This window comes from Amycolatopsis ponsaeliensis (genome assembly GCF_030182635.1).
GTDB lineage: Bacteria > Actinomycetota > Actinomycetes > Mycobacteriales > Pseudonocardiaceae > Amycolatopsis > Amycolatopsis ponsaeliensis.
In genome coordinates this window covers 1-25,602 of the sequence record NZ_JAPZLD010000049.1, presented here as the reverse complement: position 1 = coordinate 25,602, position 25,602 = coordinate 1, and the positions used below count along the sequence as shown (strand labels likewise).

The window sequence follows — 25,602 nt, the reverse complement described above, 5'->3', positions numbered from 1 at the left end:
CCCGCCCGCCGGGGACCCCGCGCGTCACGCGAGTCCCAGCTCGTTGTCGATGAAGTCGAAGATCTCGGTTTCGCTGGCCGTCTCGAGCTTGTGCCGCGTGTTCTCCGCCGGGCCCGTGCCGAGCCGGGTCAGCAGCGCCTGCAGCCGGCTGGTGATCCGGGTGCCGGCCAGCTGCTCGGCGGTCAGCGCGGCGAAGGCCGCTTCGATCCGGTCCAGCTCGGCCTCGGCGGCCGCGGCCGGGTCGGCCGGGCCGAGCTCGCGGCCGAGGTGCTGGGCCAGCGCCGCCGGGGTGGCGTAGTCGAACCCGAGCGTCGCGGGCAGGGACAGGCCGGTGACGGCGGCGAGCCCGTTGCGCAGCTCGACCGCGGTGAGCGAGTCGAGGCCCAGTTCCTTGAACGCCAGCCCGGCGTCCACTGTGGACGGGCTCGCGTACCCGAGCACGGCGGCGACCTCGGCGCGCACCAGGTCGAGCAGCGCGCGCTCCCGCTCGGGGCCGGTCAGCGCGTCGAGCTTCGCCCGGAGGTCCGGCTTCTCCACCGGGGTGAGCGCCCGGCGGGCCTCGGGCAGGTCGTCGAGCAGCCGCGTGGTGGTGGTGAAGACGCTCCAGTCGACGTCGGCCACGGCGACGACCGGCTCGCGGCCGCTCAGCGCCCGGTGCAGGGCGGCGGTGGCCACGTCCGGAGCCAGCGGGCGGATCCCGCCGCGTTCGGCGCGGGTGCTGTTCCCGTCCGCCATGCCCGCGCCGGCCCACGGTCCCCAGGCAATCGAGGTGGCGGGCAGGCCGAGCCCGGCCCGGTGCTCGGCGAGCGCGTCCAGCACGGCGTTGGCCGCGACGTAGTTGCCCTGCCCGGCCGCGCCGAGCGTGGCCGCGAGGGAGGAGAACAGCACGAACGCGGACAGGTCACGGTCCCGCGTCAGCTCGTGGAGGTTGACGGCGGAGTCGACTTTGGCCTTGAGAACGGTGGCAAGGCGTTGCGGTGTAAGGGAGTTCAGGACGCCGTCGTCGAGGACCCCGGCGGCGTGCACGACGGCGTCGAGGTCGGGCAGCGAGCCCAGCAGCTCGGTGGCGGCGTCGCGATCGGCGAGGTCACAGGCGGCGATCGTCACCTTGGCACCCAGCGCACTCAGCTCGGCCTCCAGTTCGGCGGCCCCGGGCGCGGCGGGTCCACGCCGTCCGGCGAGCACGACGTGCGGCGCCCCAGTGCGCGCCAGCCACCGGGCAACCTCGGCCCCGAGGGCACCGGTACCGCCGGTGACCAGCACCGTCCCGGCCGGGTTCCAGGGCTCGGCGGGCGCCTCGAGCGGGGCGCGCACGAGCCGCCTCGCGAAGGTGCCTTCCGGGCGGATGGCGAGCTGGTCCTCGCCGTCGGCTGCGGAGAGGGCGGCGACGAGCCGGGTCAGCTCGGGTTCGCCGGGGTCGGCGGGCAGGTCGGCGAGGCCGCCCCAGCGGTCCGGGTACTCCAGCGCGGCGGTCCGCCCGAGACCCCAGACCCCGGCGGCCAAGGGACGGGCGGGAGTTTCGGATTCGATCGCGACGGCGCCGGTGGTGACGGACCACAGCGGCGCGTCGAGGCCGGCATCCCCGAGTGCCTGGAGAAGGGTGGAGGTGAGCGCCAGGCCAAGGGGGACGGAGGGTTGGCCCGGGGTGGGGTGCACGGCCAGGCCGAGCAACGAGAGCACACCATCAGCAGCACCGAGACCGAGCAGTTCAGCGGCCATGGCGTCGCGATCCGGCTCGCCGAACGTCAGCTGCACCGGCTCGGCACCCGCCTCGGCCAGAGCCGGGACCACCGCCTTGACCAGCGGTTCGTCCTCGCACCCGGCAGGGATCACCACAAGCCACCGACCGGACAACCCCGCCCGCGGCCGGTCCGCAATCAGGCGCCACGACACTCGGTACTGCTTGCTGTCGACCGGCAAAGCCACCGGGACCAGCGGCTCCGGCCAGAACACCTGCCGCTCGAACGGGTAAGTCGGCAGCGCGACCTGCCGCACGCCCGTGGAAAGCGGCCTCCAGTCCACCGCCTCCCCGCTGACGTGCAGGTTCGCCAGCGCCAGCAGCGCCGTCACCGGCTCCGGGCGGTCCTTGCGCAGCATCGGGACCGAACCGTCGGCCAGTGCCGACAACGTCCCGTCCGGGCCCAGCTCGACCAGCCGGGTCACCCCGGCCTCGCGCAGCGTCTCGACCGCCCGCGCGAACCGCACCGGCTCGCGCACCTGGCGGACCCAGTACTCCGGGTCCGTGAAGTCGGCGTCCGGGGTCACCGTGGACACGACCGGGATGCGCGGCCCGGCATAGCCGATCCCGCGCGCCACCTCGGCGAAGTCCTCGAGCATCGCGTCCATATGAGCCGAGTGAAACGCATGCGAGACCCGCAAATCCCTAGACTTCACCCCGCGCGCGGTCAGCTCGGCGGCGATCTCGGCCAGCGCCGCCGCGTCGCCGGACAGCACCGTCGACGACGGCCCGTTCACCGCCGCCAGGTCCGCGCGGCCCGCGGCGACCTCGAGAACGTCCTGCTCGGTGGCCTGCACCGCGAGCATCGCGCCCCCGCCGGGCAGCGCCTGCATGAGGCTCGCCCGCGCGGCGACCAGCTTGCCCGCGTCCGCCAGCGAGAACACCCCGGCGACGTGCGCCGCGGCCAGCTCGCCGATCGAGTGCCCGGCGAGGTGGTCCGGCTTGACGCCCCACGACTCCAGCAGCCGGAACAGCGCGACCTCGAGCGCGAACAGCGCGGGCTGCGTGTACCCCGTCCGGTCGAGCGCCGCGGCGTCGCCGAAGACGACGTCCCGCAACGGCCGGTCCAACGCAACGTCCAGCACCGCGCACACCGCGTCGAACGCGTCCGCGAACACCGGGAACCGCGCGTACAGCTCCGAACCCATCCCGGCGCGCTGCGACCCCTGGCCGGCGAACAGCAGCCCGGTCTTCCCCTCGCCCGCCTGACCGGTGACGACGCCCGGGTGCCTCGCGCCCGAGGCGACCGCGGTCAGCCCGGCGAGCAGGTCGGTGCCCGTCACGACCGCCCGATGGCCGAACACCGCCCGGGCCGCCAGCGAACGCGCGACCTCCGCCGGAGCGACGTCCGACGCTTTGACGAACTCCGCGAGCCGCCGGGCCTGGGCACGCAGCACCGCCTCCGACCGGCCCGACAGCGGCCAGACGACGTCCGGCGCGGGAGCGTCCGGAACCTCCACGACCGGCGGCTCTTCGAGAATGACGTGCGCGTTCGTCCCGCTGAAGCCGAACGACGACACACCGGCCCGGCGCGGCCGCTCCGAAAGCGGCCAGGGCGTCGTGGAGGTCAGCAGCGCCACCGCGCCGCCGGCCCAGTCGATGTGCCGCGACGGCCGGTCCGCGTGCAGGGTCTTCGGCAGGACGCCGTGCTCCAGCGCGAGGACCATCTTGATGATGCCGGCGATCCCGGCCGCCGCCTGGGTGTGCCCGATGTTGGACTTCAGCGACCCCAGCCACAACGGCTGCGAGCGGTCCCGGCCGTACGTCGCCAGGAGCGCCTGGGCCTCGATCGGGTCGCCCAGCTCGGTGCCGGTGCCGTGCGCCTCGACGACGTCCACATCGGACGGTGCCAGGCCCGCGTTCGCCAGCGCCGCCCGGATCACCCGCTGCTGCGAAGGACCGTTGGGCGCGGTGAGCCCGTTGGACGCGCCGTCCTGGTTCATCGCCGAGCCGCGCAGCACCGCGAGCACCGGGTGCCCGAGCCGTCGCGCGTCCGACAGCCGCTCGACCAGCACGACGCCGGCGCCTTCGCCCCAGCCCGTGCCGTCCGCCTCGTCGGCGAAGGCCTTGCACCGGCCGTCCGCCGCGAGCCCGCCCTGGCGGGAGAACTCGACGAACGCGCCGGGCGTCGCCATCACCGTCACGCCGCCGGCCAGTGCCATCGCGCACTCGCCCGAGCGCACCGACTGCGCGGCCAGGTGCAGTGCCACCAGCGACGCCGAGCACGCCGTGTCCACGGTCACCGCCGGGCCGCCGAGGCCCAGTACGTAGGACACCCGGCCCGAGACGACCGAAGCCGCGTTCCCGGTGCCGACGAACCCGCCGAAGTCCTCGCCCGAGCCCGCGAGCACGGCCGGGTAGTCCTGCCCGTTGGTGCCGAGGAAGACACCGATGTCCGGACCACCCGAAGGGTCGACCCCGGCGCGTTCCAGGGTCTCCCAGGCGGTTTCCAGGACGAGGCGCTGCTGCGGATCCATCGCCAGGGCTTCCCGCGGCGAGATGCCGAAGAAGGCCGGGTCGAACTCCGTGACGCCGTCGACGAACGCGCCGCCGCCGGTGACGACCCCGGCAGCCGCGAGGCCCGCGACGTCCCAGTGCCGGTCGGCGGGGAAGCCCGAAACCGCGTCACCGCCGGAAAGCAGCAGCTCCCACAGGTCCTCCGGGGTCCGGACGCCGCCGGGGAACCGGCAGCCCATCGCCACGACGACGATCGGGTCCTCGGTGGACACCGCCGCGCGCTCGACGACCGGCGCGTCGCTCGTCGTGCCTGCCAGGTGCCGGGCCAGGTGCGTGGCGGTCGGGTAGTCGTAGATCAGCGTCGCGGGCAGCTCGGTCCCGGTGGCCAGGCCGAGCCGGTTGCGCAGCTCGACGGCGGTCAGCGAATCGAACCCGAGGTCGGCGAACGACTTGTCCGCGGCGACCTCCTCGGCGTACCCGAGCACCGCCGCAACCTGCCGGCGCACCAGGGTCAGCAAGTCCTCTTCGGACAGTCCGGACAGCGCCATCGGCGGGGCTTCACCTGCCGCTTCGGGCAGTTCGGTCAGCAGGCGGCTCGGGCGCACGGCGGTGAGCGCGGGACCGTAGACCGGCCAGTCGACGTCGGCGAGCGCGACCGCGACGTCCCCGGCGCCCAGCGCCCGGTCGAGCGCGGCCAAGGCGAGTTCAGGGTTCAGCGGTGCCAGACCACCGCGCCGCAGCCGGTCGCGGACGGCTTCGTCGGCGGCCATCCCGGCGTCGGCCCACGGCCCCCAGGCGAGCGAGGTCGCCGGCAGCCCGCGCGCACGCCGATACGCGGCCAGGGCGTCGAGGTAGGCGTTCGCCGCCGCGTAGTTGGCCTGCCCTGCCGAACCGACGGTGCCCGCCAGCGACGAGAACAGCACGAACGCCGAAAGTGCGCGGTCGGCGGTGGCCTCGTGCAGCAACCGGGCGGTGGTCGCCTTGGCGCGCAGCACGCGGTCGAGCTTTTCGGGGGTGAGGCCGTCGAGCACGCCGTCGTCGAGGACGCCCGCCGCGTGCACGACGACACTCAGGTCGGGCAGGGAGTCCACCAGCGCGGTGACCGCGTCCCGATCGATGCAGTCGCAGGCCACGACGGTGATCCCGGGCGCGGTCGGTGCGGCCGCGGCCGGGCCGCGACGGCTCGCCAGCACCACTCGCGACGCCCCGCGCTCGACCGCCCAGCTCGCGAGGTGGCCACCCAGCGCTCCGGTACCGCCCGTGATCAGCACCGTGCCGCTCACTGTCCACTCGGGACATTCGACGGACAGCGGTGCGCGCACGAGCCGCCGTCCGAAGACCCCGGCGGGCCGGATGGCGACCTCGTCCTCGGCGCCGTCGGCGAGCACTCCGCACAGCCGGTCGAGGCCGCGGTCGTCGAGGCGCTCGGGCAGGTCGATCAGGCCGCCCCACCGGCGCGGAAGTTCCACCGCGGCGGATCGGCCGAGGCCCCACACCTGCGCCTGCTCCGGGTGCGCGAGGGGGTCGGATCGGCCGGTCGAGACCGCGCCCCGGGTCGCGCACCACAGCGGCGCGGACCAGCCCAGCGCACCGAGGGCCTGCACCAGCGCAAGTGTGTCCTCCACCGCCAGCAGGGAAAGGATCCCGGCGGGCTCGGTCGTCGAGGCGAGCAGGTCGACGCCGGTCAGCTCCACGACGTCCGCGCCCCGGTCACGCAGGCCCGCGACGACGTCCTCGGCGCCTTCCCGGGCCACCACGAGCCAACGACCGGACAGCCGGGTCGCGGTCGTCCCGGTGACCGGACGCCAGTCGATCCGGTACCGCCAATTGTCCACTATGGACTCATCGTGGTGACGACGGCGCCACGAAGCCAGCGCGGGCAAGACGTCGCTCAGCGGCGTCTCCGACGGGATGTCCAGGGTGGCGGCCAGCTCGTCGAGGTCCTGCCGCTCGACCACGGACCAGAAGCGGTCGGCGTTGACGTCCGCGACCGCGGTGGACTCCGGTGAGGTCAGCCAGAACCGGTCGCGCTGGAAGGCATACGTCGGCAGCTCGACGCGGCGGGCGCCGCCGAGCAGCGCGGTCCAGTCGGGCGCGCCGCCGCGGACGTGCAGCTCGGCCAGCGCGGACAACGCCGACTCCCGCTCGTCGCGCGACGCGCGCAGCATCGCCACGACGGGCACGCTCGTCATCCCGGCCAGCGTCCGGTCCGGGCCCAGTTCGACGAACCGGGCGACGCCCTTGGCTTCCAAGGCCGTCACGCGGTCGGCGAACCGGACCGGCTCGCGGACGTGCCGGACCCAGTACTCCGGGTCGGTCAGCTCGGCGGGTCCGCCGGTGACGATCGGGATCTTCGGCGCCGAGAATGTCAGCCCGGACACGACCTGGCGGAACTCGGCCAGCATCGGCTCCATCAGCACCGAGTGAAAGGCGTGCGACACGGCGAGCCGCTTGGTCTTGCGCCCGCGGGACGCCAGTTCGGCCGCGGCCGCGAGCACCGCGTCCTCGTCGCCGGACAGGACTACGGAGTCGGCCGCGTTGACGGCGGCGAGGTTCACCCGCTCGCTCAGCAACGGCGTGACCTCGTCCTCGGTGGCCTGCACGGCGACCATCGCCCCGCCGGCCGGGAGAGCCGCCATCAGCCGGGCCCGCGCGGCGACCAGCTTGCAGGCGTCGGCCAGCGAAAGGATCCCGGCGACGTGCGCGGCCGCCAGCTCACCGATCGAATGCCCGGCGAGGAAGTCCGGCTTCACGCCCCAGGACTCCAGGAGCCGGAACAGCGCGACCTCGATGGCGAACAGCGCGGGCTGCGTGTAACCGGTGTCGTTCAGGGACTCGCTCGAGATCGCTTCGGCCAGCGGGAAGTCGAAGCCCGCGCACACCTCGTCGAAAGCCGAGGCGAACACCGGGAACTCGCGACGCAGCCCCGCGCCCATTCCGATCCGCTGGGAACCCTGGCCGGAGAACAGGAACGCGGTCTTGCCGGCCTTGCCCGGCGCGACACCCTCCACAAGGGACGGTGCGGGCTCACCGGCGGCCAGCGCGTCCAGTGCCGTGACGGCCTCGGAGACGTCGGCGGCCAGCACCACGGCCCGGTGCTCGAACGCCGAACGTTCGGTGGCCAGGGACAGCGCGGTGTCGACGAGCGGCAGATCCGAATGCCCGAGCAGGTGTTCGCGCAGCCGGGCGGCCTGCTCGCGCAGGGCTTCACCGGACCGCGCGGACAAGGCCAGTGGCACCGGTCCGGCAGGCAAAGAAGCCGGCGAGGCAGGCGCCGCGTCGTAGCTCTCCAGGATCACGTGCGCGTTGGTCCCGCTGATGCCGAACGAAGAAACGCCGGCCCGGCGCGGAGTCTCCCCCGCCGGCCACGAAACATTGTCGGTGAGCAGCTCGACGGACCCGGCCGACCAGTCGATGTGCGGCGACGGCTCGTCGACGTGCACCGTGCGCGGCAGCAGCCCGTGCCGCATGGACAGCACCATCTTGATCACCCCGGCGACGCCCGCCGCGGCCTGGGTGTGGCCGATGTTGGACTTCACCGAGCCGAGCCAGAGCGGCCGGTCGCGGTCCTGGCCGTAGGTCGCCAGCAGCGCGTGCGCCTCGATCGGGTCGCCCAGGGTGGTGCCCGTGCCGTGCGCCTCGACGGCGTCCACATCGGACGGCGTGAGCCCGCCGCTCGCCAGCGCGGCCCGGATGGCCTGCTGCTGCGCCGGGCCGTTGGGCGCGGTGAGCCCGTTCGACGCGCCGTCGGAGTTGACCGCGGACCCGCGGACCACGGCGAGCACCGGGTGCCCGTTGGCCAGCGCGTCGGACAGCTTCTCGACGAGGACGAGACCGACGCCCTCGGACCAGCCGGTGCCGTCGGCCGCGGCCGCGAACGGCTTGCACCGCCCGTCGGGCGCGAGCCCGCGCTGGCGGCTGAACTCGAGGAACATGCCGGGGGTCGACATCACCGTCACACCGCCGACGAGCGCCAGCGAGCACTCGCCGCGCCGCAGTGCCTGGGCCGCCCAGTGCAGGGCGACCAGCGACGACGAGCACGCGGTGTCCACGGTGACCGCCGGGCCCTTGAGGCCGAGCTGGTAGGCGACCCGGCCGGAGATCACCGCGGTCGAGTTGCCCGTGAGCAGGTGCCCTTCGACGCCGTCGGGCAGCGCGGTCAGGCCCGAGCCGTAGCCGGTGGACGTGCCGCCGACGAAGACGCCCGCCTTCGTGCCGCGCAACGCCAGCGGGTCGATCCCGGCGCGTTCGATGGTCTCCCACGCCGTTTCGAGCAGCAGCCGCTGCTGCGGGTCGGTGGCCAGCGCCTCGCGGGGGCTCATCCCGAAGAAGCCGGGGTCGAACTCCGCCGCGTCGTAGACGAACCCGCCCTCGCGGACGTAGCTGGTGCCCGCCTGCTCGGCGTCGCCTGAGTACAGCGCCGCGGGCCAGCCGCGGTCGGTGGGGAAGCCGGACATGCCGTCGCCGCCGGCGGCCAGCAGCTGCCACAACTGCTCGGGAGTACGGACGCCGCCGGGGAACCGGCAGCCCATGCCGATCACCGCGACCGGCTCGGCGTCCCGGTCCTCGACCTCGCGCAACCGCTGGTTCGCCGCCCTCAGGTCGGTGGTGACCTTCTTGAGGTAGTCGAGCAGCTTCTTCTCGTTGTCGGAGGTCACGCCCCGAACTCCTTGTCGATCAGGTCGAACAGCTCGTCGGCGGACGCGGCCGCGACTTCGTCGTCCAACTGCGGTTCTTCCGGGGCGGTGCCGGTCCACCAGGCGAGCAGGCTCTGCAGCCGTTCGGTGATCTCCTCGCGACCCTCGTAGCCTTCGGGCAGCGAAGCGAGCGAACTGCGCAGGTCCTCGACCATGCCGTTCGCCGACGGTGCCGGCGGCGCGATCTCTTCGAGCAGGTAGCCCGCCAGCTCGGCGACCGTCGGGTAGTCGAACACCAGCGTCGCGGGCAGCCGCTTCCCGGCGACCGCGCCGAGCCGGTTGCGCAGCTCGACCGCGGTCAGGGAGTCGAAGCCCAGTTCGCTGAACGCCTTCCCGGCGTCGATGTCCACTGTGGACGCGTGGCCGAGCACGGCAGCGACCTGGCCGGCCACCAGGTCCACCACCAGGTCTTCGCGGTCCGCGACCGGCGTCACGGCCAGCCGATCGGCCAGGCCGGCCGGCTCGGCCTTCGCGACGGACGCGGCCGCCCGTCGCGCCGGGGCGCTGACGAGCCCGCGGAACAGCGGGGCCACCGCGCCCGAGGACGCCAGCGCGGCCGGGTCGACCCGCATCGGCACCACGGCCGCCTCGCCGGACGCCACGCCGGCGTCGAGCAGGGCGAGGCCGAGCTCGGCGGACAGCGGCAGCAGCCCGGCGCGGGCCATCCGGCCCAGGTCCGTCTCGGTCAGGCCGCTGGTCATGCCGACGGCGGCCGACCACGGGCCCCACGCCAGGGCCACCGCGGGCAGCCCGAGGGCGTGCCGGTGGGTGGCGAAGGCGTCCACGAAAGCGTTTGCGGCCGCGTAGTTCGCCTGTCCCGCGCCGCCGAACAGCCCGGCGGCGCCGGAGAACAGCACGAACGCGGCGAGGTCGGCGTGGCAGGTCAGCTCGTCGAGGTGCACCGCGGCGTCGACCTTGGGCCGCAGCACCTTGTCGAGGCGAGCGGCGTCCAGCGAGCCGACGACGCCGTCGTCGAGCACCCCGGCGGTGTGCATGACGGCCCGCAGCGGGTGGTCCTCGGAGATGCCGTCGAGCAACGCGGCCAGTGCGTCGCGGTCGGCCGCGTCGCACGCCGCCACGGTGACGGTCGCACCCAGCCCGGTCAGCTCGTCCCGCAGCTGTTCGGCTCCCTCGGCCGCGAGGCCGCGGCGGCTGGTGAGCAGCAGGTGCCGCGCGCCGTGCCCGGTGACCAGGTGGCGGGCCAGCAGCCCGCCGAGGCCGCCGGTGCCGCCGGTGATCAGGACCGTGCCCTCGGGGTCGAGCGGCGCGGGCACGGTCAGCACGACCTTGCCGACGTGCTTGGCCTGCTGGAGGTGCTTGAACGCCGCCGGGGCGCGGTGGACGTCCCACGCGGTGACCGGGATCGGCCGCAGCACGCCCTGACCCAGCAGGCCGAGGACCTCCCGCAGCATCTCGGCGATGCGGTCGGGCCCGGCCTCGATGAGGTCGAACGCCTGGTAGGCGACGCCCGGGTGGGCCGCCGCGACGTCGGCGGAGGCCCGGACGTCGGTCTTGCCCATCTCCAGGAACCGGCCGCCGCGCGGCAGCAACCGCAGTGACGCGTCCACGAACTCGCCGGCCAGCGAATCGAGCACGACGTCGACGCCCCGGCCGCCGGTGGCCGCGAGGAACCGGTCCTCGAAGTCCAGGGTCCGCGAAGAGGCGATCCGGTCGTCGGCGAGGCCGTGCTCGCGCAGCGCGCCCCACTTGCCGGCGCCCGCGGTGCCGAACACATCGGCGCCGAGGTGCTTCGCCAGCTGGACCGCGGCCATGCCGACGCCGCCGGCGGCCGCGTGGACGAGCACGGTCTCCCCCGCCTGCACGCGGCCGAGGTCGACCAGCGCGTAGTACGCGGTGAGGAACACGATCGGCACGGACGCCGCCTCGGCGAACGACCAGCCGTCCGGGACGCGGGCGACGAGCCGCTGGTCGGCGACCGCGACCGGCCCGAACGCGCCGGGGAACATGCCCAGCACGCGGTCGCCGGCGGCGAGCCCGGTGACCCCGGGGCCGACCTCGGTGACCACGCCCGCGCCTTCCAGGCCCATCGCGCCGGCCTCGCCGGGGTACATGCCGAGCGCGTTGAGGACGTCGCGGAAGTTCACGCCCGCCGCGCGGACGGCGATCCGCACGTGCCCGTCCGGCAGCGGTGCGGCGACCTCGGGGCACGGCAGCAGGGTGAGGTTCTCCAGGGTGCCCTTGTCGACGATGTCCAGCCGCCAGTGCCCGTCCTTCGGGGCACTGAGCACGCCGCCGGCCGCTTCGGCGCGCACCAGCCGGGCCGCGTGCGGTTCACCGTCGCGCAGGGACACCTGCGGTTCGCCGGTGGCGAGTGCGGCCGGGACCGCGCCGTAGGACGCTTCCTTGCCGTCGACGTCGACCAGCAGGAACCGCTCCGGGTTCTCGGCCTGGGCCGAGCGGACCAGGCCCCAGACGCCGGCGTTGGCCAGGTCGGTCACCTCGCCGCGGTGGGCCACCGCGCCGGAGGTGACGAACACGAGCTTCGCGCCTTCCAGCACGTCTTCGGCCAGCCAGCGCTGCACCGTGTCCAAGGCCAGTCCGGTGGCCGCCCGGACCGCACCCGGGAGGTCCGCCGTCCGGCCGGACGGGGCGAGCGGCGCGAAGACGACCTCGGGCGGCGTGGCCCCGCCGGTGATCGCGGCCACCAGCGCGTCGATGTCCACATAGGACGCCAGCGGGCCGGACGTGCCGAGCTGGACACCGAGCTTGTGCTGGTCCGGGCCGAGCACAGCCCAGGACCCGGTGTCCGGGTCGGCTCCGGTGTCCAGGGGGACCCAGTCCACCTGGAACAGCGAGTCGCGCAGCCCGCTGGGTTCGGTCGTCAGCTGGTCCGCGGACACCTGGCGCATGGCGAGGGAGTCCACCGTCGCGACCGGGTGCCCGGCGGCGTCGGCGATGGTCAGCGCCAGTGCGTCCGCTCCGGCCAGGCTGAGCTTGACGCGCAGGGCGTCGGCGCCGGACGCGTGCAGGGTGACGCCCGACCAGGAGAACGGGAGCCTGCTCTGCCCGGACCCGGCCAGGGGCAGGTAGAGCAGCGCCTGCAGGGCCGCGTCGAGCAGGGCCGGGTGGAGGCCGAAGCGGCGCGCGTCGTCGCGGGCCGAGTCGGGCAGCGCGATCTCGGCGAAGACGTCGTCGCCGGACCGCCAGGCCGCGGTCAGGCCGCGGAAGGCGTCCCCGTAGGCGAAGCCGCCCGCCGCGTAGGTGTCGTAGAAGTCCTCCACCGCAAGGGGTTCCGCCTTCGCGGGCGGCCACTCGGACAGGGGTTCGCCAGGCTCACCCGCTTCGACGGCGAGCAAGCCGGTGGCGTGCAGGACCCACTCCTCGGTGCCCTCGATCCGCGAGTGCGCGGTGAAGGCCCGGGTCCCGTCCTCGGCGGGCGTGCCGACCGAGCACTGCAGCTGGACGCCGCCGCGCGCGGGCAGCACCAGCGGCGCGGCCAGCGTCAGCTCCTCCACGCGGGCGCAGCCGGCCTGGTCCGCGGCGCGGACCGCCAGCTCCAGGAACGCGGTGCCCGGCAGCAGGACCTGGCCCATGACCTCGTGCCCGGCCAGCCACGGGTGGGTGGACAGCGCGAGCCGGCTGGTGAACAGCAGTTCGTCGGCCCCGGCCACGGAGACCGCCGCCCCCAGGAGCGGGTGGTCGACCGCGGTGAGGCCGGCGGCGGTGACGTCGCCCAGCGGCATGCCGGACAGGTGCGGCCAGAAACGCTGGTACTGGAACGCGTACGTCGGCAGGTCGATGCGCTGTGCGGCCGTCCCGGCGAACACCGCCGTCCAGTCCGGGCTCTGCCCGTGGACGTGCAGTTCGCCGACGGCGGCCAGTACGGTGGCCCGCTCGTCGCGGCCCTTGCGCAGGGTGGGCACCACCACGGCCGCTTCGACCATCGGCGCGAGGACGGCGTCCGGCCCGATCTCGACGAACCGGTTGACGCCCAGGCCGTGCAGGGTCGTGACGGCGTCGGCGAACCGCACCGCCGCACGCACCTGGCCGACCCAGTACTCCGGCGTCAGCACGGACGTGACCGCACCGGTCACCGTGGACACGATCGGCAGGCTCGGCTCGGTGAAGGTGATCCGCTCGGCCACCTTCGCGAACTCGGCCAGCATCGGATCCATCAACGGCGAGTGGAACGCGTGGGAGACCGTGAGCCGCTTGGTCTTGCGGCCCAGTGCGGTGAAGTGCCGCTCGATTCCGTCGAGGTCGGCGCCGGAGACCACGATCGACGTCGGCCCGTTGATCGCGGCGATGCTCACCGTGTCCGTGAGCAGCGGCGTGACCTCGTCTTCGGTGGCCGACACGGCGAGCATCCCGCCGCCACGCGGCAGGGCCTGCATCAACCGGCCGCGCGCGGCGACCAGCCGGCACGCGTCGGAGAGGGAGAACACCCCGGCGACGTGCGCGGCGGCCAGTTCGCCGATCGAGTGGCCCGCCAGGTACTCGGGGTGCACGCCCCACGACTCCAGCAGCCGGAACAGCGCCACCTCGACCGCGAACAGCGCGGGCTGGGTATAGCCGGTCTCGTTCAGCAGGTCTTCGTCGCCGAAGACGACGTCCCGCAGCGGCCGGTCCAGCTCGGTGTCGAAGTGCGCGCACACCGCGTCGAACGCCTCGGCGTACACCGGGTGCTCGGCGTACAGCTCGCGGCCCATGCCGAGCCGCTGCGCGCCCTGTCCGGTGAACAGGAACCCGATCCGGCCTTCGCCGGTCACGCCGCGGGTCACCGTGGGCCCGTCGAGGTCGCGCAGCCCCTGCAGCAGCTCTTCGGGGTCGCTGCCGACGAGCACGGCGCGGTGCTCGAAGGCTGAGCGGCCAGTGGCGAGCGACCAGCCGACGTCGGCCGGCCGTTCCCCGGCGATGTGGTCGGCAAGCTGGGCGGCCTGAGCCCGCAACGCCGCCTCGGACCGTCCCGAAAGGACCCACGGCACCGGGCCGGAGCGCGTCGGTTCGACTCGGGCGGGCTCGATGTCCGGTGCCTGCTCGACGATCACGTGGGCGTTGGTGCCGCTCACGCCGAACGACGAGATCCCGGCGCGGCGGGGGTGCCCGTTCGGCGCCCACGCGACGGCGTCGGACAGCAGCCGCACGTCGCCCGTGCTCCAGTCCACATGGGACGAAGGAGTGTCCGCGTGCAGCGTCTTCGGCAGCAGGTCGTGGCGCAGCGACAGGACCATCTTCATGATCCCGGCCGCGCCGGCGGCGGCCTGCGTGTGCCCGATGTTGGACTTGACCGAGCCGAGCCACAGCGGCCGGTCGCGATCCTGCCCATAGGTCGCGAGGACGGCCTGCGCCTCGATCGGGTCGCCGAGGACCGTGCCGGTGCCGTGCGCCTCCACAGCGTCCACTTCGGACGGCGCGAGACCCGCGTCGGCGAGCGCGGCGCGGATGACTCGTTGCTGCGAAGGACCGTTCGGGGCGGTCAGGCCGTTCGATGCGCCGTCCTGGTTGACCGCGCTGCCGCGCACCAGCGCGAGCACCGGGTGCCCGTTGCGGCGCGCGTCGGACAGTCGCTCGAGGAGCACCATCCCGGCGCCCTCGCCCCAGCCGGTGCCGTCGGCGTCGTCGGAGAACGCCTTGCAGCGGCCGTCGAGCGCGAGGCCGCGCTGGCGGCTGAACTGGATGAACCCGGACGGGGTCGACATGATCGTGACGCCGCCGGCCAAGGCCAGCGAGCATTCGCCCGACTGCAGCGCCCGCGCGGCGAGGTGCACCGCGACCAGCGAAGACGAGCAGGCCGTGTCGACCGTGACGGCCGGGCCCTCCAGGCCGAGCGCGTAGGAGATCCGGCCGGACACCACGGATCCCGCGTTGCCGGTCATGGTGTAGCCCTCGACGCCTTCGTCGTCGCCGAGCGCGAGCAGCGGGGTGTAGTCCTGCCCGTTGGAGCCGGCGAAGACGCCGACCGGACCGCCGCGCAGCGATGCCGCGTCGATCCCGGCGCGTTCGATGGCCTCCCAGGCCGTTTCGAGCAGCAGGCGCTGCTGCGGGTCCATCGCCAGGGCTTCCCGCGGGTTGATGCCGAAGAACGCGGCGTCGAACCGGCTGGCGCCGTCGAGGAACCCGCCGCGGCGGGTGTAGGACGTGCCCTGGTGGTCGGGGTCGGGGTCGTAGAGCGCGTCGAGGTCCCAGCCGCGGTCGTCGGGGAAGTCGGTGATCGCGTCCGCGCCGCCGGACAGCAGCGCCCACAGGTCCTCCGGCGAGCGCACGCCGCCGGGGAACCGGCACGCCATCGAGACGATGGCGATCGGGTCGTCCTCGACGCTCCTCGGCGTGACGTCCACTGTGGACGTCGTCTCGGCCGGTTCGCCCAGCTCGCCCCTGAGGTGCGTGACCAGGGCGGTCGTGGTCGGGTAGTCGAAGATCAGCGTCGCGGGCAGCTTGAGCCCGGTGGCGGCGGACAGCCGGTTGCGCAGGTCGACCGCGGTCAGCGAGTCGAACCCGAGGTCGGTGAACGCGCGGTTCGGCTCGACGTCGCCCGGTCCGGCGTAGCCGAGCACCCCGGCGACCTGGGTGCGGACGAACTCGAGCACGTCACGTTCGGTCAGCCCGACGCTCTGGGTCTTCTCCCCCGCGGTCTCGATCGCCGCGCGTGCCTCGGGGATGCCGAGCAGCAGCGGGCTCGGCCGGACGGCGGTGAACGACGGCACGTACCGCGCCCAGTCGACGCCCGCCACGGTCAGCGTCGTCTCGCCGTGGTCGAGAGCCTGCTGCAGCGCCGAAATCGCCAGTTCCGGGTCGAGTGCGTGGATACCACCGAGGCGCTGCCGTTCGGCGACGGCGGCCGCGTCGGCCATCCCGGTGTCGGCCCAGGGGCCCCAGGAGATCGACGTCGCGGCCAGCCCGAGCGAGCGCCGGTGTTCGGCGAGCGCGTCGAGGTAGGCGTTGGCGGCGGCGTAGTTGCCCTGGCCGGGCCCGCCCCAGACACCGGCGGTCGAGGCGAAGGAGACGAACGCCGACAGGTCGAGGTCGCGGGTCAGCTCGTGCAGGTGGAACGCGGCCAGCGCCTTGGGCTTGAGCACACTCGCGAGACGGTCGGGAGTGAGCGAGGACAGCACACCGTCGTCGAGCACACCGGCGGCGTGGACGACGGCGTTCGGCGGGTACTCGGCCACGAGCGCGGCCAGCGCGTCGCGGTCGGCGACGTCGCAGGCCACGACGGTCGCCTGCGTGCCGAGCCCGGCGAGTTCCTCGCACAACTCGGCCGCGCCCGGGGCGTCCGCGCCGCGGCGGCTGGTGAGCACCAGCCGCTCGGCGCCGCGGCCGGCCAGCCAGCGGGCGACCTTCGCGCCCAGGCCACCGGTACCGCCGGTGATCAGGACCGTTCCTTCCGGCGTCCATTCACTGGCCGCAGGCGCGGAACCGAGCGGGGACCGCAGGAGCCGGCGGGCGAAGACCCCGGACGCGCGGACGGCGACCTGGTCTTCGTCCCCGGTAAGCGCGGCGACGACCCGGGCGAGCGCGCGCTCGTCGAGGTCCGCGGGCAGGTCGAGCAGGCCACCCCAGCGGCCGGGGTGTTCGAGCGCGGCGACGCGGCCGAGGCCCCACGCGGGTGCCTGGGCCGGGTTGCGGAGCGCGTCGGCCTTGCCGGTCGAGACGGCGCCGCGGGTGAGCGTCCACAAGGGAGCTTCGAGGTCGTTGAGGGCTTGGACCAAGGTGAGGGTGTCGACAAGCCCGCGATAGGACTCGTCGGTGCCCAGCAGGGACAGGATTCCCGCCGGTTCGACGTCCCCGATCCGCTCCGCGAGGGTGGCGCGGTCGATGCCGACCTCGGCTTCGACGGTGACGACTTCGGCACCGAAGCGATCCAGCGGCACCGCGGTCTCGTCGTCCGGGCGGCGCACGACGAGCCAGGTTCCCTGGAGCGTCGGCGAGGCGTCGACGGTGACCGGCTGCCAGCCGACGCGGTACCGCCAGTTGTCCACTGTGGATTCTTCACGCCGTTGCCTGCGGTAGGCGGCCAGTGCGGGGAGCAGACCTTCGACGGCGGGCGCGTCCAGCCCGAGGGTCTTCGCCAGCTCGCCGGCGTCGTCACGTTCGACGGCCGACCAGAAGCCGGCGTCGGCGGCGTCCGAGGCCGCGGCGACGTCGCCCGGGCCGGGCAGCGTCGGCCAGTACCGCGCGCGCTGGAACGGATAAGTCGGCAAATCCACAGTGGATCCACCGGCCAGGACCGGCGAGAAGTCCACTTCGGCCCCGCGGGCCCACAGCTCGCCGGCCGAGGTGAGGAAGCGGACGAGGCCGCCTTCATCGCGGCGCAGCGAACCGGTGACGACGGCGTCGTCGAGGGTCCCGGCGATCGCGGTACCCAGCACGGGGTGCGCGCTGGACTCGACGAACACGCCGAAGCCCTGCTCACCGAGCGCCAACGTGGCCGGCGCGAACAGCACCCGCTGCCGCAGGTTCCGGTACCAGTAGGCGGCGGTCAGCTCGGTGGTGTCGAGCCAGTCGCCGGTGACGGTCGAGTAGAACGGGACCCGGGCTTCACGCGGCGACACCGGCGCGAGGACGTCCAGGAGCTCGGCCTCGATGGCTTCGACGTGCTCGGAGTGCGACGCGTAGTCGACCTGGACCTTGCGGGCCCGGACGCCGTCGGCGGTGTAGCGGGCCACCAGCGCGTCGACCTGGTCCGGGTCGCCGGAGACGGTCACCGCGGCAGTGCCGTTCAACGCGGCCACGGACACGCCGGGCGGCAGCTCGATGTCCTCGGCCGGCAGCGCCACCGACGCCATCGCGCCCCGGCCCGCCAGCGACGTCCGGATGACCTGGCTCCGCAGGGCCACGACCCGGGCACCGTCCTCGAGCGACAGTCCACCGGAGACACAGGCCGCGGCGATTTCACCCTGGGAGTGCCCGATCACGGCGTCCGGCCGGACGCCGTAGGACTCCCACAGCGCGGCGAGCGACACCATGACCGCCCAGCAGGCCGGCTGCACGACATCGACTCGCTTCAGCAGCTCGGCGTCACCGAGGACGTCGAGCAGCTTCCAGTCCACGAACGGCTCGAGCGCGGTGGCGCATTCGGCGAGCCGGTCGGCGAACACCGGCGCGGCCTCGGCGAGTTCGAGGGCCATCCCGACCCACTGCGAGCCCTGGCCGGGGAAGACGAACACGGTCTTGCCGGGCGTCCCGGCGACCCCGCGCACGGCGGGATCGGCCAGGCCGGCCAGCAGCGCGTCCCGGTCGGCCCCGACGACGACGGCCCGGTGCTCGAACGCCGACCGCGTGCCGGCCAGCGACGACGCGACGTCGTGAATGTCCTCCGTGGACAGCACCGCGGCCAGCCGTTCGGCCTGCTGCTGCACGGCGTCGGCGGTCCGGCCGGACAGCAGCAGCGGCACGGTGGACCCCGAGCGCTCGGGCCGTTCGACGGTCTCCTCGGAGAACTGCTCCAGGATCACGTGCGCGTTGGTGCCGCTCATCCCGAACGACGACACACCGGCGCGACGCGGCTGTCCCTCCGGCCACGGCCGGGTCTCGGTGAGCAGGCTGACGTCGCCTGCCTCCCAGTCGACGTGCGGCGACGGGACTTCGGCGTGCAGCGTCTTGGGCAGCAGGCCGTGGCGGATGGCCTGGACCATCTTGATCACGCCGCCGACGCCGGAGGCCGCCTGTGCGTGCCCGACGTTCGACTTGAACGAGCCCAGGTACACCGGCCGGTCCACGGGCCGCTCACGGCCGTAGGTGGCGATGATGGCCTGCGCCTCGATCGGGTCGCCCAGCTTGGTGCCGGTGCCGTGCGCCTCGACGACGTCCACATCGGACGGTGTCAGCCGCGCGTTGGCCAGGGCCCGCCGGATGACTCGCTGCTGCGACGGCCCGTTCGGGGCGGTGAGGCCGTTCGACGCGCCGTCGGAGTTGATCGCGGAGCCCTTGATCACCGCGAGCACGCGGTGGCCGTTGCGCTCGGCGTCGGAAAGCCTTTCCAGCAACAGCATCCCGGCGCCCTCGGCCCAGCTCGCGCCGTCGGCGTCGGCCGAGAAGGGCTTGCTGCGCCCGTCCGCGGCGAGTGCCCGCTGGCGGCTGAACTCCACGAGCGAGACCGGGGTGGACATGACGGTCACGCCGCCGGCGAGGGCGAGGGTGCAGTCGCTCTCCCGCAGGGACTGGCAGGCCCAGTGGATCGCCACCAGCGACGACGAGCACGCGGTGTCGATCGAGACCGCGGGCCCTTCGAGGCCGAAGGTGTAGGCGACGCGGCCGGACAGCACGCTCGGCGAGTTGCCGGTGCCGAGGAAACCTTCGAAGCTGTCGGTCGCGGCGCCGAGCAGGCCGCCGTAGTCCTGGTAGGTGATGCCCGCGAAGACGCCGGTGCGGCTGCCGCGCAGCGTGGCCGGGTCGATCCCGGCGCGTTCCATCGACTCCCAGGACACTTCCAGAAGCAGGCGGTGCTGCGGGTCCATCGAGACGGCCTCGCGGGGACTGATCCCGAAGAAGCCGGGGTCGAACGCGCTCGCGTCGTGCAGGAACCCGCCCTCGCGGGCGTAGCAGGTGCCCGGCGCGTCGGGGTCGCTGTCGTAGAGCGCCTCGAGGTCCCAGCCGCGGTCGGTGGGGAACGGCGAAATCGCGTCGCCGCCCTCGGCGACCAGCCGCCAGAGGTCGTCGGGGTCGGCGATGCCACCGGGGTAGCGGCAGGCCATGCCGACGATCGCGATCGGCTCGTCGACCCGGGTGACGACCTCGGTGCTCTCTTCTTCTTCGCCGAACAGCTCGGCGTGCAGCGCCTTCGCCAGCGCGACCGGGGTCGGGTGGTCGAAGACGGAGGTCGCGGGCAGGCGCAGGCCGGTCGCGGTGGTGAGCGCGTTGCGCAGCTGGACGGCGGTCAGCGAGTCGACGCCCAGTTCCTTGAACGCCCGGTCGGCGCCGACGGCCTCCGGTCCGGAGTGGCCGAGGACCAGCGCGGCTTCGGTGCGGACGATGTCGAGCAGCGCCCGGTGCCGGTCGGTTTCGGGCAGCCGGGCGAGCTTCTGGTGCAGCGCGTTGCCGGCGTCGGCCACCTGGGCGACCTGGCGGCGGGCCTTGACCTTCGCCGGGGCCTTCTCGACGGTGCGGAGCGCGCCCCTCGTACCCAGCAGGTCGAACGTCTCACCGGGACGGCAGGCGAGCGCGCTGCGCGCGACGGCTTCGAGCACCGCGGTCTGCGCCGCGACCAAGCCGTCGCCGCCCGCGGCGGTCAGGACCACGAGGTCGACGTCCAGCTCGGCGAGGTTGAAGGCGATGTCCGCGCGGTCGCGCAGCTCGGCCGCGCCCTCGGCGAGTCCGATGTGGACGGCGGTGGTGACGTCCGGGACGTCCCGCAGCGCTCGCGCCAGTTCGTAGCGGTCGGCGGGGTCGCAGGCGATCACGTCGGCACCAGGCTGCGGTTCGGCACCGAGCACGACGAGCCGCTGGACGCCCCGGTCCTCGAGGAGGTGCCGCGCGACGGCGGCGCCCAGTTCGCCGGACGCTCCGGTGAGCAGCACGGTCCCCTCGGGCTTCCAGGCCTCCGGCGTGACGGAGGTGGTCCGGGGCTCGTAGGCGACGCCATCACGGATCGCGAGCCGATCCGCACCGGGCTCGACGGCGGCGCCGTCGACGAGGGCGAACCGGCCGGGGTGTGCGGTGAGCAGCGGCTCGACCGCACCCCAGACGGCGGCTTCCACGACGTCGGGGACTTCGCCATCGCGCACGGCGACCGCGCCACGGGTGACGAAGATCAGCCGCGAACCGGCGAACCGCGGGTCGGCCAGCCAGGATTCGGCCAGCGCGAGGGCACGCTGCGCCGAAGCCCAGACGGCCCAGGTGAGGTCATCGGTGTCCTCGGGCCGGCAGGAGGCGAAGACGACCTCGGGGATGTCGCCCGCAGCCGCGAGTTCGGCGAACTCCTGGTAGGTGGGAAGCTCGCCGAGCCCGAGCCCGGAGAGGTCCCCGAGCCCGGCGGCGCGCGAGAGGTCGCGGGTCTGCTCGCCACCCGCGAGATCGCCGGGCTCCCCGGCAGTCGCCGCCGAGGCACCGGCAGTCTCCGCGAGGTCCCGCTGCTCCCCGGCGGCCGGTCGTGAGTGGGAAACCGGGTTAGAACCCTGTTCCTCACTCACGACCCACTCGACGCGGTGGTGCGTGGCGGCGGGCGCCGACCGGGTCATCGGGCGCAGGACCACCGATTCGGCCACGGCCACGACCTGGCCGGTCGGGTCCGCCAGGGTCAGCTGGACGGCGTTGCCCACCGGCCGCAGGCGGACCCGCAGCTCGGTCGCGCCGGTCGCGTGCAGGCTCACCCCGGACCACGAGAACGGCAGGAGGCCGTCCCCGGGCAGGTCGGCGAAGGCCAGCGCGTGCAACGCCGCGTCCAGCAACGCCGGGTGCACACCCCAGCCGTCGGCGGACGTCCCCGCCGGCAAGGCGACCTCGGCATACACCGAGTCGCCCGCGCGGTACGCCGCTTGCAGCCCCTGGAACGTCGGCCCGTAAGCGAACCCGGCCGCCGCGCGCTGGGCGTAGAAGTCCTCGATCGGCAGCGCGCCCGTGGGCGGCCACACCGTCAGATCGTCCGATGTGGACAGACCGGTGGCCAGGAAGCCGGTCGCGTGCCGCACCCAGTCCTCGGTGCGGGTGTAGATGCCGAACGCGCGCCGTCCGGCGCCGTCCGGGGCTTCGACGCGGACCTGCACCGGGACGCCGCCACGCTCGGGCAGGACCAGCGGGGCCGCCAGGACCAGCTCTTCGACCTGGTCGCAACCGGCCTCGTCGGCCGCGCGCAGCGCCAGCTCCACGAAGCCCGCACCGGGGAACAGGATCTCGCCGTCGACGCGGTGCTCGGCCAGCCACGGCGAAGCATCGGCCGACAGCAGCCCGGTCAGCAGGACGCCGTCCGCACCCGCCAGTTCCACGGCCGCGGAAAGCAGGCCGTGCCCGGCGCCGGACTGCCCGAGCGACGCGGGATCGCCGTCGACGTCCGGAACCTCCAGCCAGTACCGCTCGCGCTGGAAGGCGTAGGTGGGCAGCTCGACCCGCACGCCGTCGCGCAGCACCTCGGCCCACGCGACCCCGCCGCCGTCGACCTGCAGCGTGGCGAGCGCGGACAGCAGCGTGCGGACTTCGGGCCGGTCGGCCCGCAGCAGGGGCACCGCGACCACGTCGTCGTCCAGGCTCTCGGCGACCATCGCGGAGAGGACCCCAGCCGGGCCCAGTTCGAGGAACCGCGTCACGCCGCGCCCGGCCAGCGCGCCGACGCCGTCGGCGAACCGGACGGTGGCGCGAACCTGCCGGACCCAGTACTCCGGGTCGCCCAGCTCGGCGGCCGTGGCCACCTGGCCGGTGACGTTCGACAGCACCGGCACCGTGGGCTCGTGGTAGGTCAGCCCCGCCGCGACCGCGCGGAACCCGGCGAGCATGCCGTCCATCCGGGCCGAGTGGAACGCGTGGCTCACCCGCAGGCGCCGGGTCTTCTCGAACCCCGCGGCGACGGCGAGCACGGCGTCTTCGTCGCCGGAGAGCACGACCGACGACGGCCCGTTGACCGCCGCCAGCGAAACCCGGTCGGTCAGCAGCGGCGTGATCTCGTCTTCGGTGGCCGCGACGGCCACCATCGCCCCGCCCTCGGGCAAGGCCTGCATCAGGCGCGCGCGGGCGGCGACGAGTGTGCACGCGTCCTCGAGGGACAGCACTCCCGCGACGTGCGCGGCGGCGAGTTCGCCGATGGAGTGCCCGCCGACGAAGTCCGGGCGCACGCCCCAGTCTTCGAGGAGCCGGTACAGCGCCACCTCGACCGCGAACAGCGCGGGCTGGGTGTATTCGGTCCGGTCCAGCAGCTCGCCGTGCTCGATGACGCCGCGCAGCGGCCGGTCCAGCTCGACGTCGAAGTGCGCACACACCGCGTCGAACGCCGAAGCGAACGCCGGGAACTCGCGGTACAGCTCACGGCCCATGCCGATCCGCTGCGCGCCCTGGCCGGTGAAGAGGAACGCCGTGCGGCCGGGCGCGGCCGTCCCGCGCACCACCGCGGCGGACTTGGTCCCCTCCGCCAGTGCCGCGAGGCCGGTCCGCAGTTCGGCGTCGTCCCCGGCCAGCACGACGGCGCGGTGCTCGAACGCCGAGCGGGTGGTGGCCAGGGACCAGGCCAGATCGGCCGGGTCGGTCTCCGGAAGACCGAGCAGCCGCGCGGCCTGCGCCCGCAGCGCCGCCTCCGACCGGCCGGACAGCGCCAGCGGGACGAGCCCGGTGCGCCGCGGCCGCGGCAGCTCGGGTCCGATCCCGGGTGCCTCTTCGACGATGACGTGCGCGTTGGTGCCGCTGACCCCGAACGCCGAGACCCCGGCGCGGCGCGGACGATCGTCGGCCGGCCACGGCATCGCTTCGGTCAGCAGCGAGACACTGCCCGCCGTCCAGTCCACTTCGGACGAGGGCTGCTCGGCATGCAAGGTCTTCGGCAGCAGCCCGCCTTGGAGGGCGAGCACCATCTTGATCACCCCGGCGACCCCGGCCGCGGCCTGGGTGTGCCCGAGGTTGGACTTCAGTGAGCCGAGCCACAGCGGGCGCTCGCGGTCACGGCCGTAGGCGGCCAGCAGGGCCTGCGCCTCGATCGGGTCGCCGAGCCGGGTACCGGTGCCGTGCCCCTCGACGGCGTCCACATCGGACGCCTCGAGACCGGCATCGGCGAGCGCCGCCCGGATCACCCGCTGCTGCGACGGGCCGTTCGGGGCGGTGAGGCCGTTGGACGCGCCGTCGGAGTTCACCGCGGTGCCGCGCACCACGGCGAGCACGGTGTGCCCGAGCCGCTGGGCGTCGGAAAGCCTTTCCAGTACGAGCATGCCGACGCCTTCGGACCAGCCGGTGCCGTCGGCGCCGTCGGCGAACGCCTTGCAGCGGCCGTCCGGTGCGAGGCCGCGCTGCCGGCTGAACTCGACGAACGCGGCGGGGTTGGCCATCACCGCGACGCCGCCGGCCAGCGCCAGCGAGCATTCGCCCGAGCGCAGGGACCGGGCGGCCAGGTGCAGCGCGACCAGCGACGACGAGCACGCGGTGTCCAGCGTGACGGCCGGGCCTTCGACGCCGAGGTGGTAGGCGATCCGTCCGGAAAGGACACTGCCGGCGTTGCCGGTGAGCAGGTGCCCGCCGAGTCCTTCGGGGGCTTCGCGCAGACCGGCGGCGTAGCCCGAGACGCCCGCGCCGACGAACACGCCGGACGCGCTCCCGGCCAGGGACCGCGGGTCGATGCCCGCTCGTTCCAGGGCTTCCCAGGAACTTTCGAGCAGCAGCCGCTGCTGCGGGTCGGTGGCCAGCGCCTCGCGCGGGCTCATCTCGAAGAAGGCTGCGTCGAATTCGCCGGCGCCGGTCAGGAACCCGCCGTCGCGAGAGTAGCTCTTGCCCTCGGCGTCGGGATCCGGGTCGTAGAGACCTTCGACGTCCCAGCCGCGGTCCTCGGGCCAGGAAGAGATGGCATCGCCGCCGTCGGCCAGCAGCCGCCACAGTTCTTCCGGCGAGGTGATTCCGCCGGGCAGGCGGCAGCTCATGCCGACGATCGCGATGGGCTCGTCGGCGTCCTGCGCGCGCTGGACCGGGACAACGGCGTCCGCGGTGCCGAACAGCTCGCCGGCCAGGAAGTCCGCGAGGACGGTGGCCGACGGGTGGTCGAAGACGAGCGTCGAAGGCAGCTTCAGCCCGGTGACCGCGCTCAGGCGGTTGCGCAGCTCGACGGCGGTCAGCGAGTCGAAGCCCAGGTCGCGGAAGGGCCGGTCCACCGCGACGGACGCCGGGTCGGCGTGCCCGAGGGCGGCGGCGGCTTCGCGCTGGACGAGGTCCAGCAGTTCGTCGGCGGACAGCTCGCGGCGCCGGGTCTCCTCGACCGGGACGTCGAGCGCGGCGCGGACCTCGGGCAGGTCGCCGAGCAGCGCGCTCGGGCGGACCGAAGTGAAGCCGGGCGCGAACCGCGCCCAGTCGACGTCGGCGACGGTCACGGCGGTGTCGCCTGCGTCGAGGGCCTGCCGCAGCGCGGTGATCGCCAGCTGCGGGTCCAGGGGCCGGAGGCCGCGGCGGCGCAGGTGGTCCTCCGCGCCCTCGTCGGCCAGCATGCCGCCGCCCGCCCACGGGCCCCAGGCCACCGACGTCGCGGCCAGCCCGGCCGCGCGGCGACGGCGGGCGAGGCCGTCGAGGTAGGCGTTCGCGGCCGCGTAGGCACTCTGGCCGCCGCTGCCCCAGACACCCGCGATGGAGGAGAACAGCACGAACGCGTCGAGCTCGCGGTCGCCGAGGACGGCGTCCAGGTTCTCGGCGCCGGCCAGCTTCGCGGCGGTGAACCCGGCGAACTCGGCCACGCCGAGCCCGGACAGGGGCGCGGACTGGGCGACCCCGGCGGCGTGCACGACGGCCCGCAGCCCGTCGATGCCGCCGACCAGCGCGGCGACGGCTGCGCGATCGGTGACGTCGCAGGCCGCGATGGTCACGGTGACGCCGAGCGCGGTCAGTTCGTCGCGCAGTTCCGGCGCGCCGGCGGCGTCGAGGCCCCGGCGGCTGGTCAGCACGAGGTGCTCGGCTCCGGTGCGAGCCAGCCAGCGGGCGACCTCGGCGCCGAGCGCTCCGGTGCCGCCGGTGATCAGCACGGTGCCGCGCGGCCGCCACGAGCGGTCTCCCGCAGCTGGTCGTGGGTGGGTGAAAGGGGGGTGACCGGGGGTGTGGCGCACGCCCCCCGGCCCCCGCGCGGGGGGGGGGGGGGGGGGCGCG

General features: G+C 74.3%; 2 protein-coding genes. Both read right to left on the bottom strand.

Annotated elements, in window-relative coordinates:
• Nucleotides 1-24 precede the first annotated feature (24 nt).
• Nucleotides 25-8,853, bottom strand: coding sequence for a type I polyketide synthase (locus tag QQ657_RS45745; protein WP_284748672.1), 8,829 nt, complete (start codon nt 8,851-8,853; stop codon nt 25-27).
• A partial coding sequence (locus QQ657_RS45740; protein WP_434056846.1) for a type I polyketide synthase occupies nt 8,850-25,602 on the bottom strand: 16,753 nt, incomplete at its 5' end. The genes QQ657_RS45740 and QQ657_RS45745, both read right to left, overlap by 4 nt.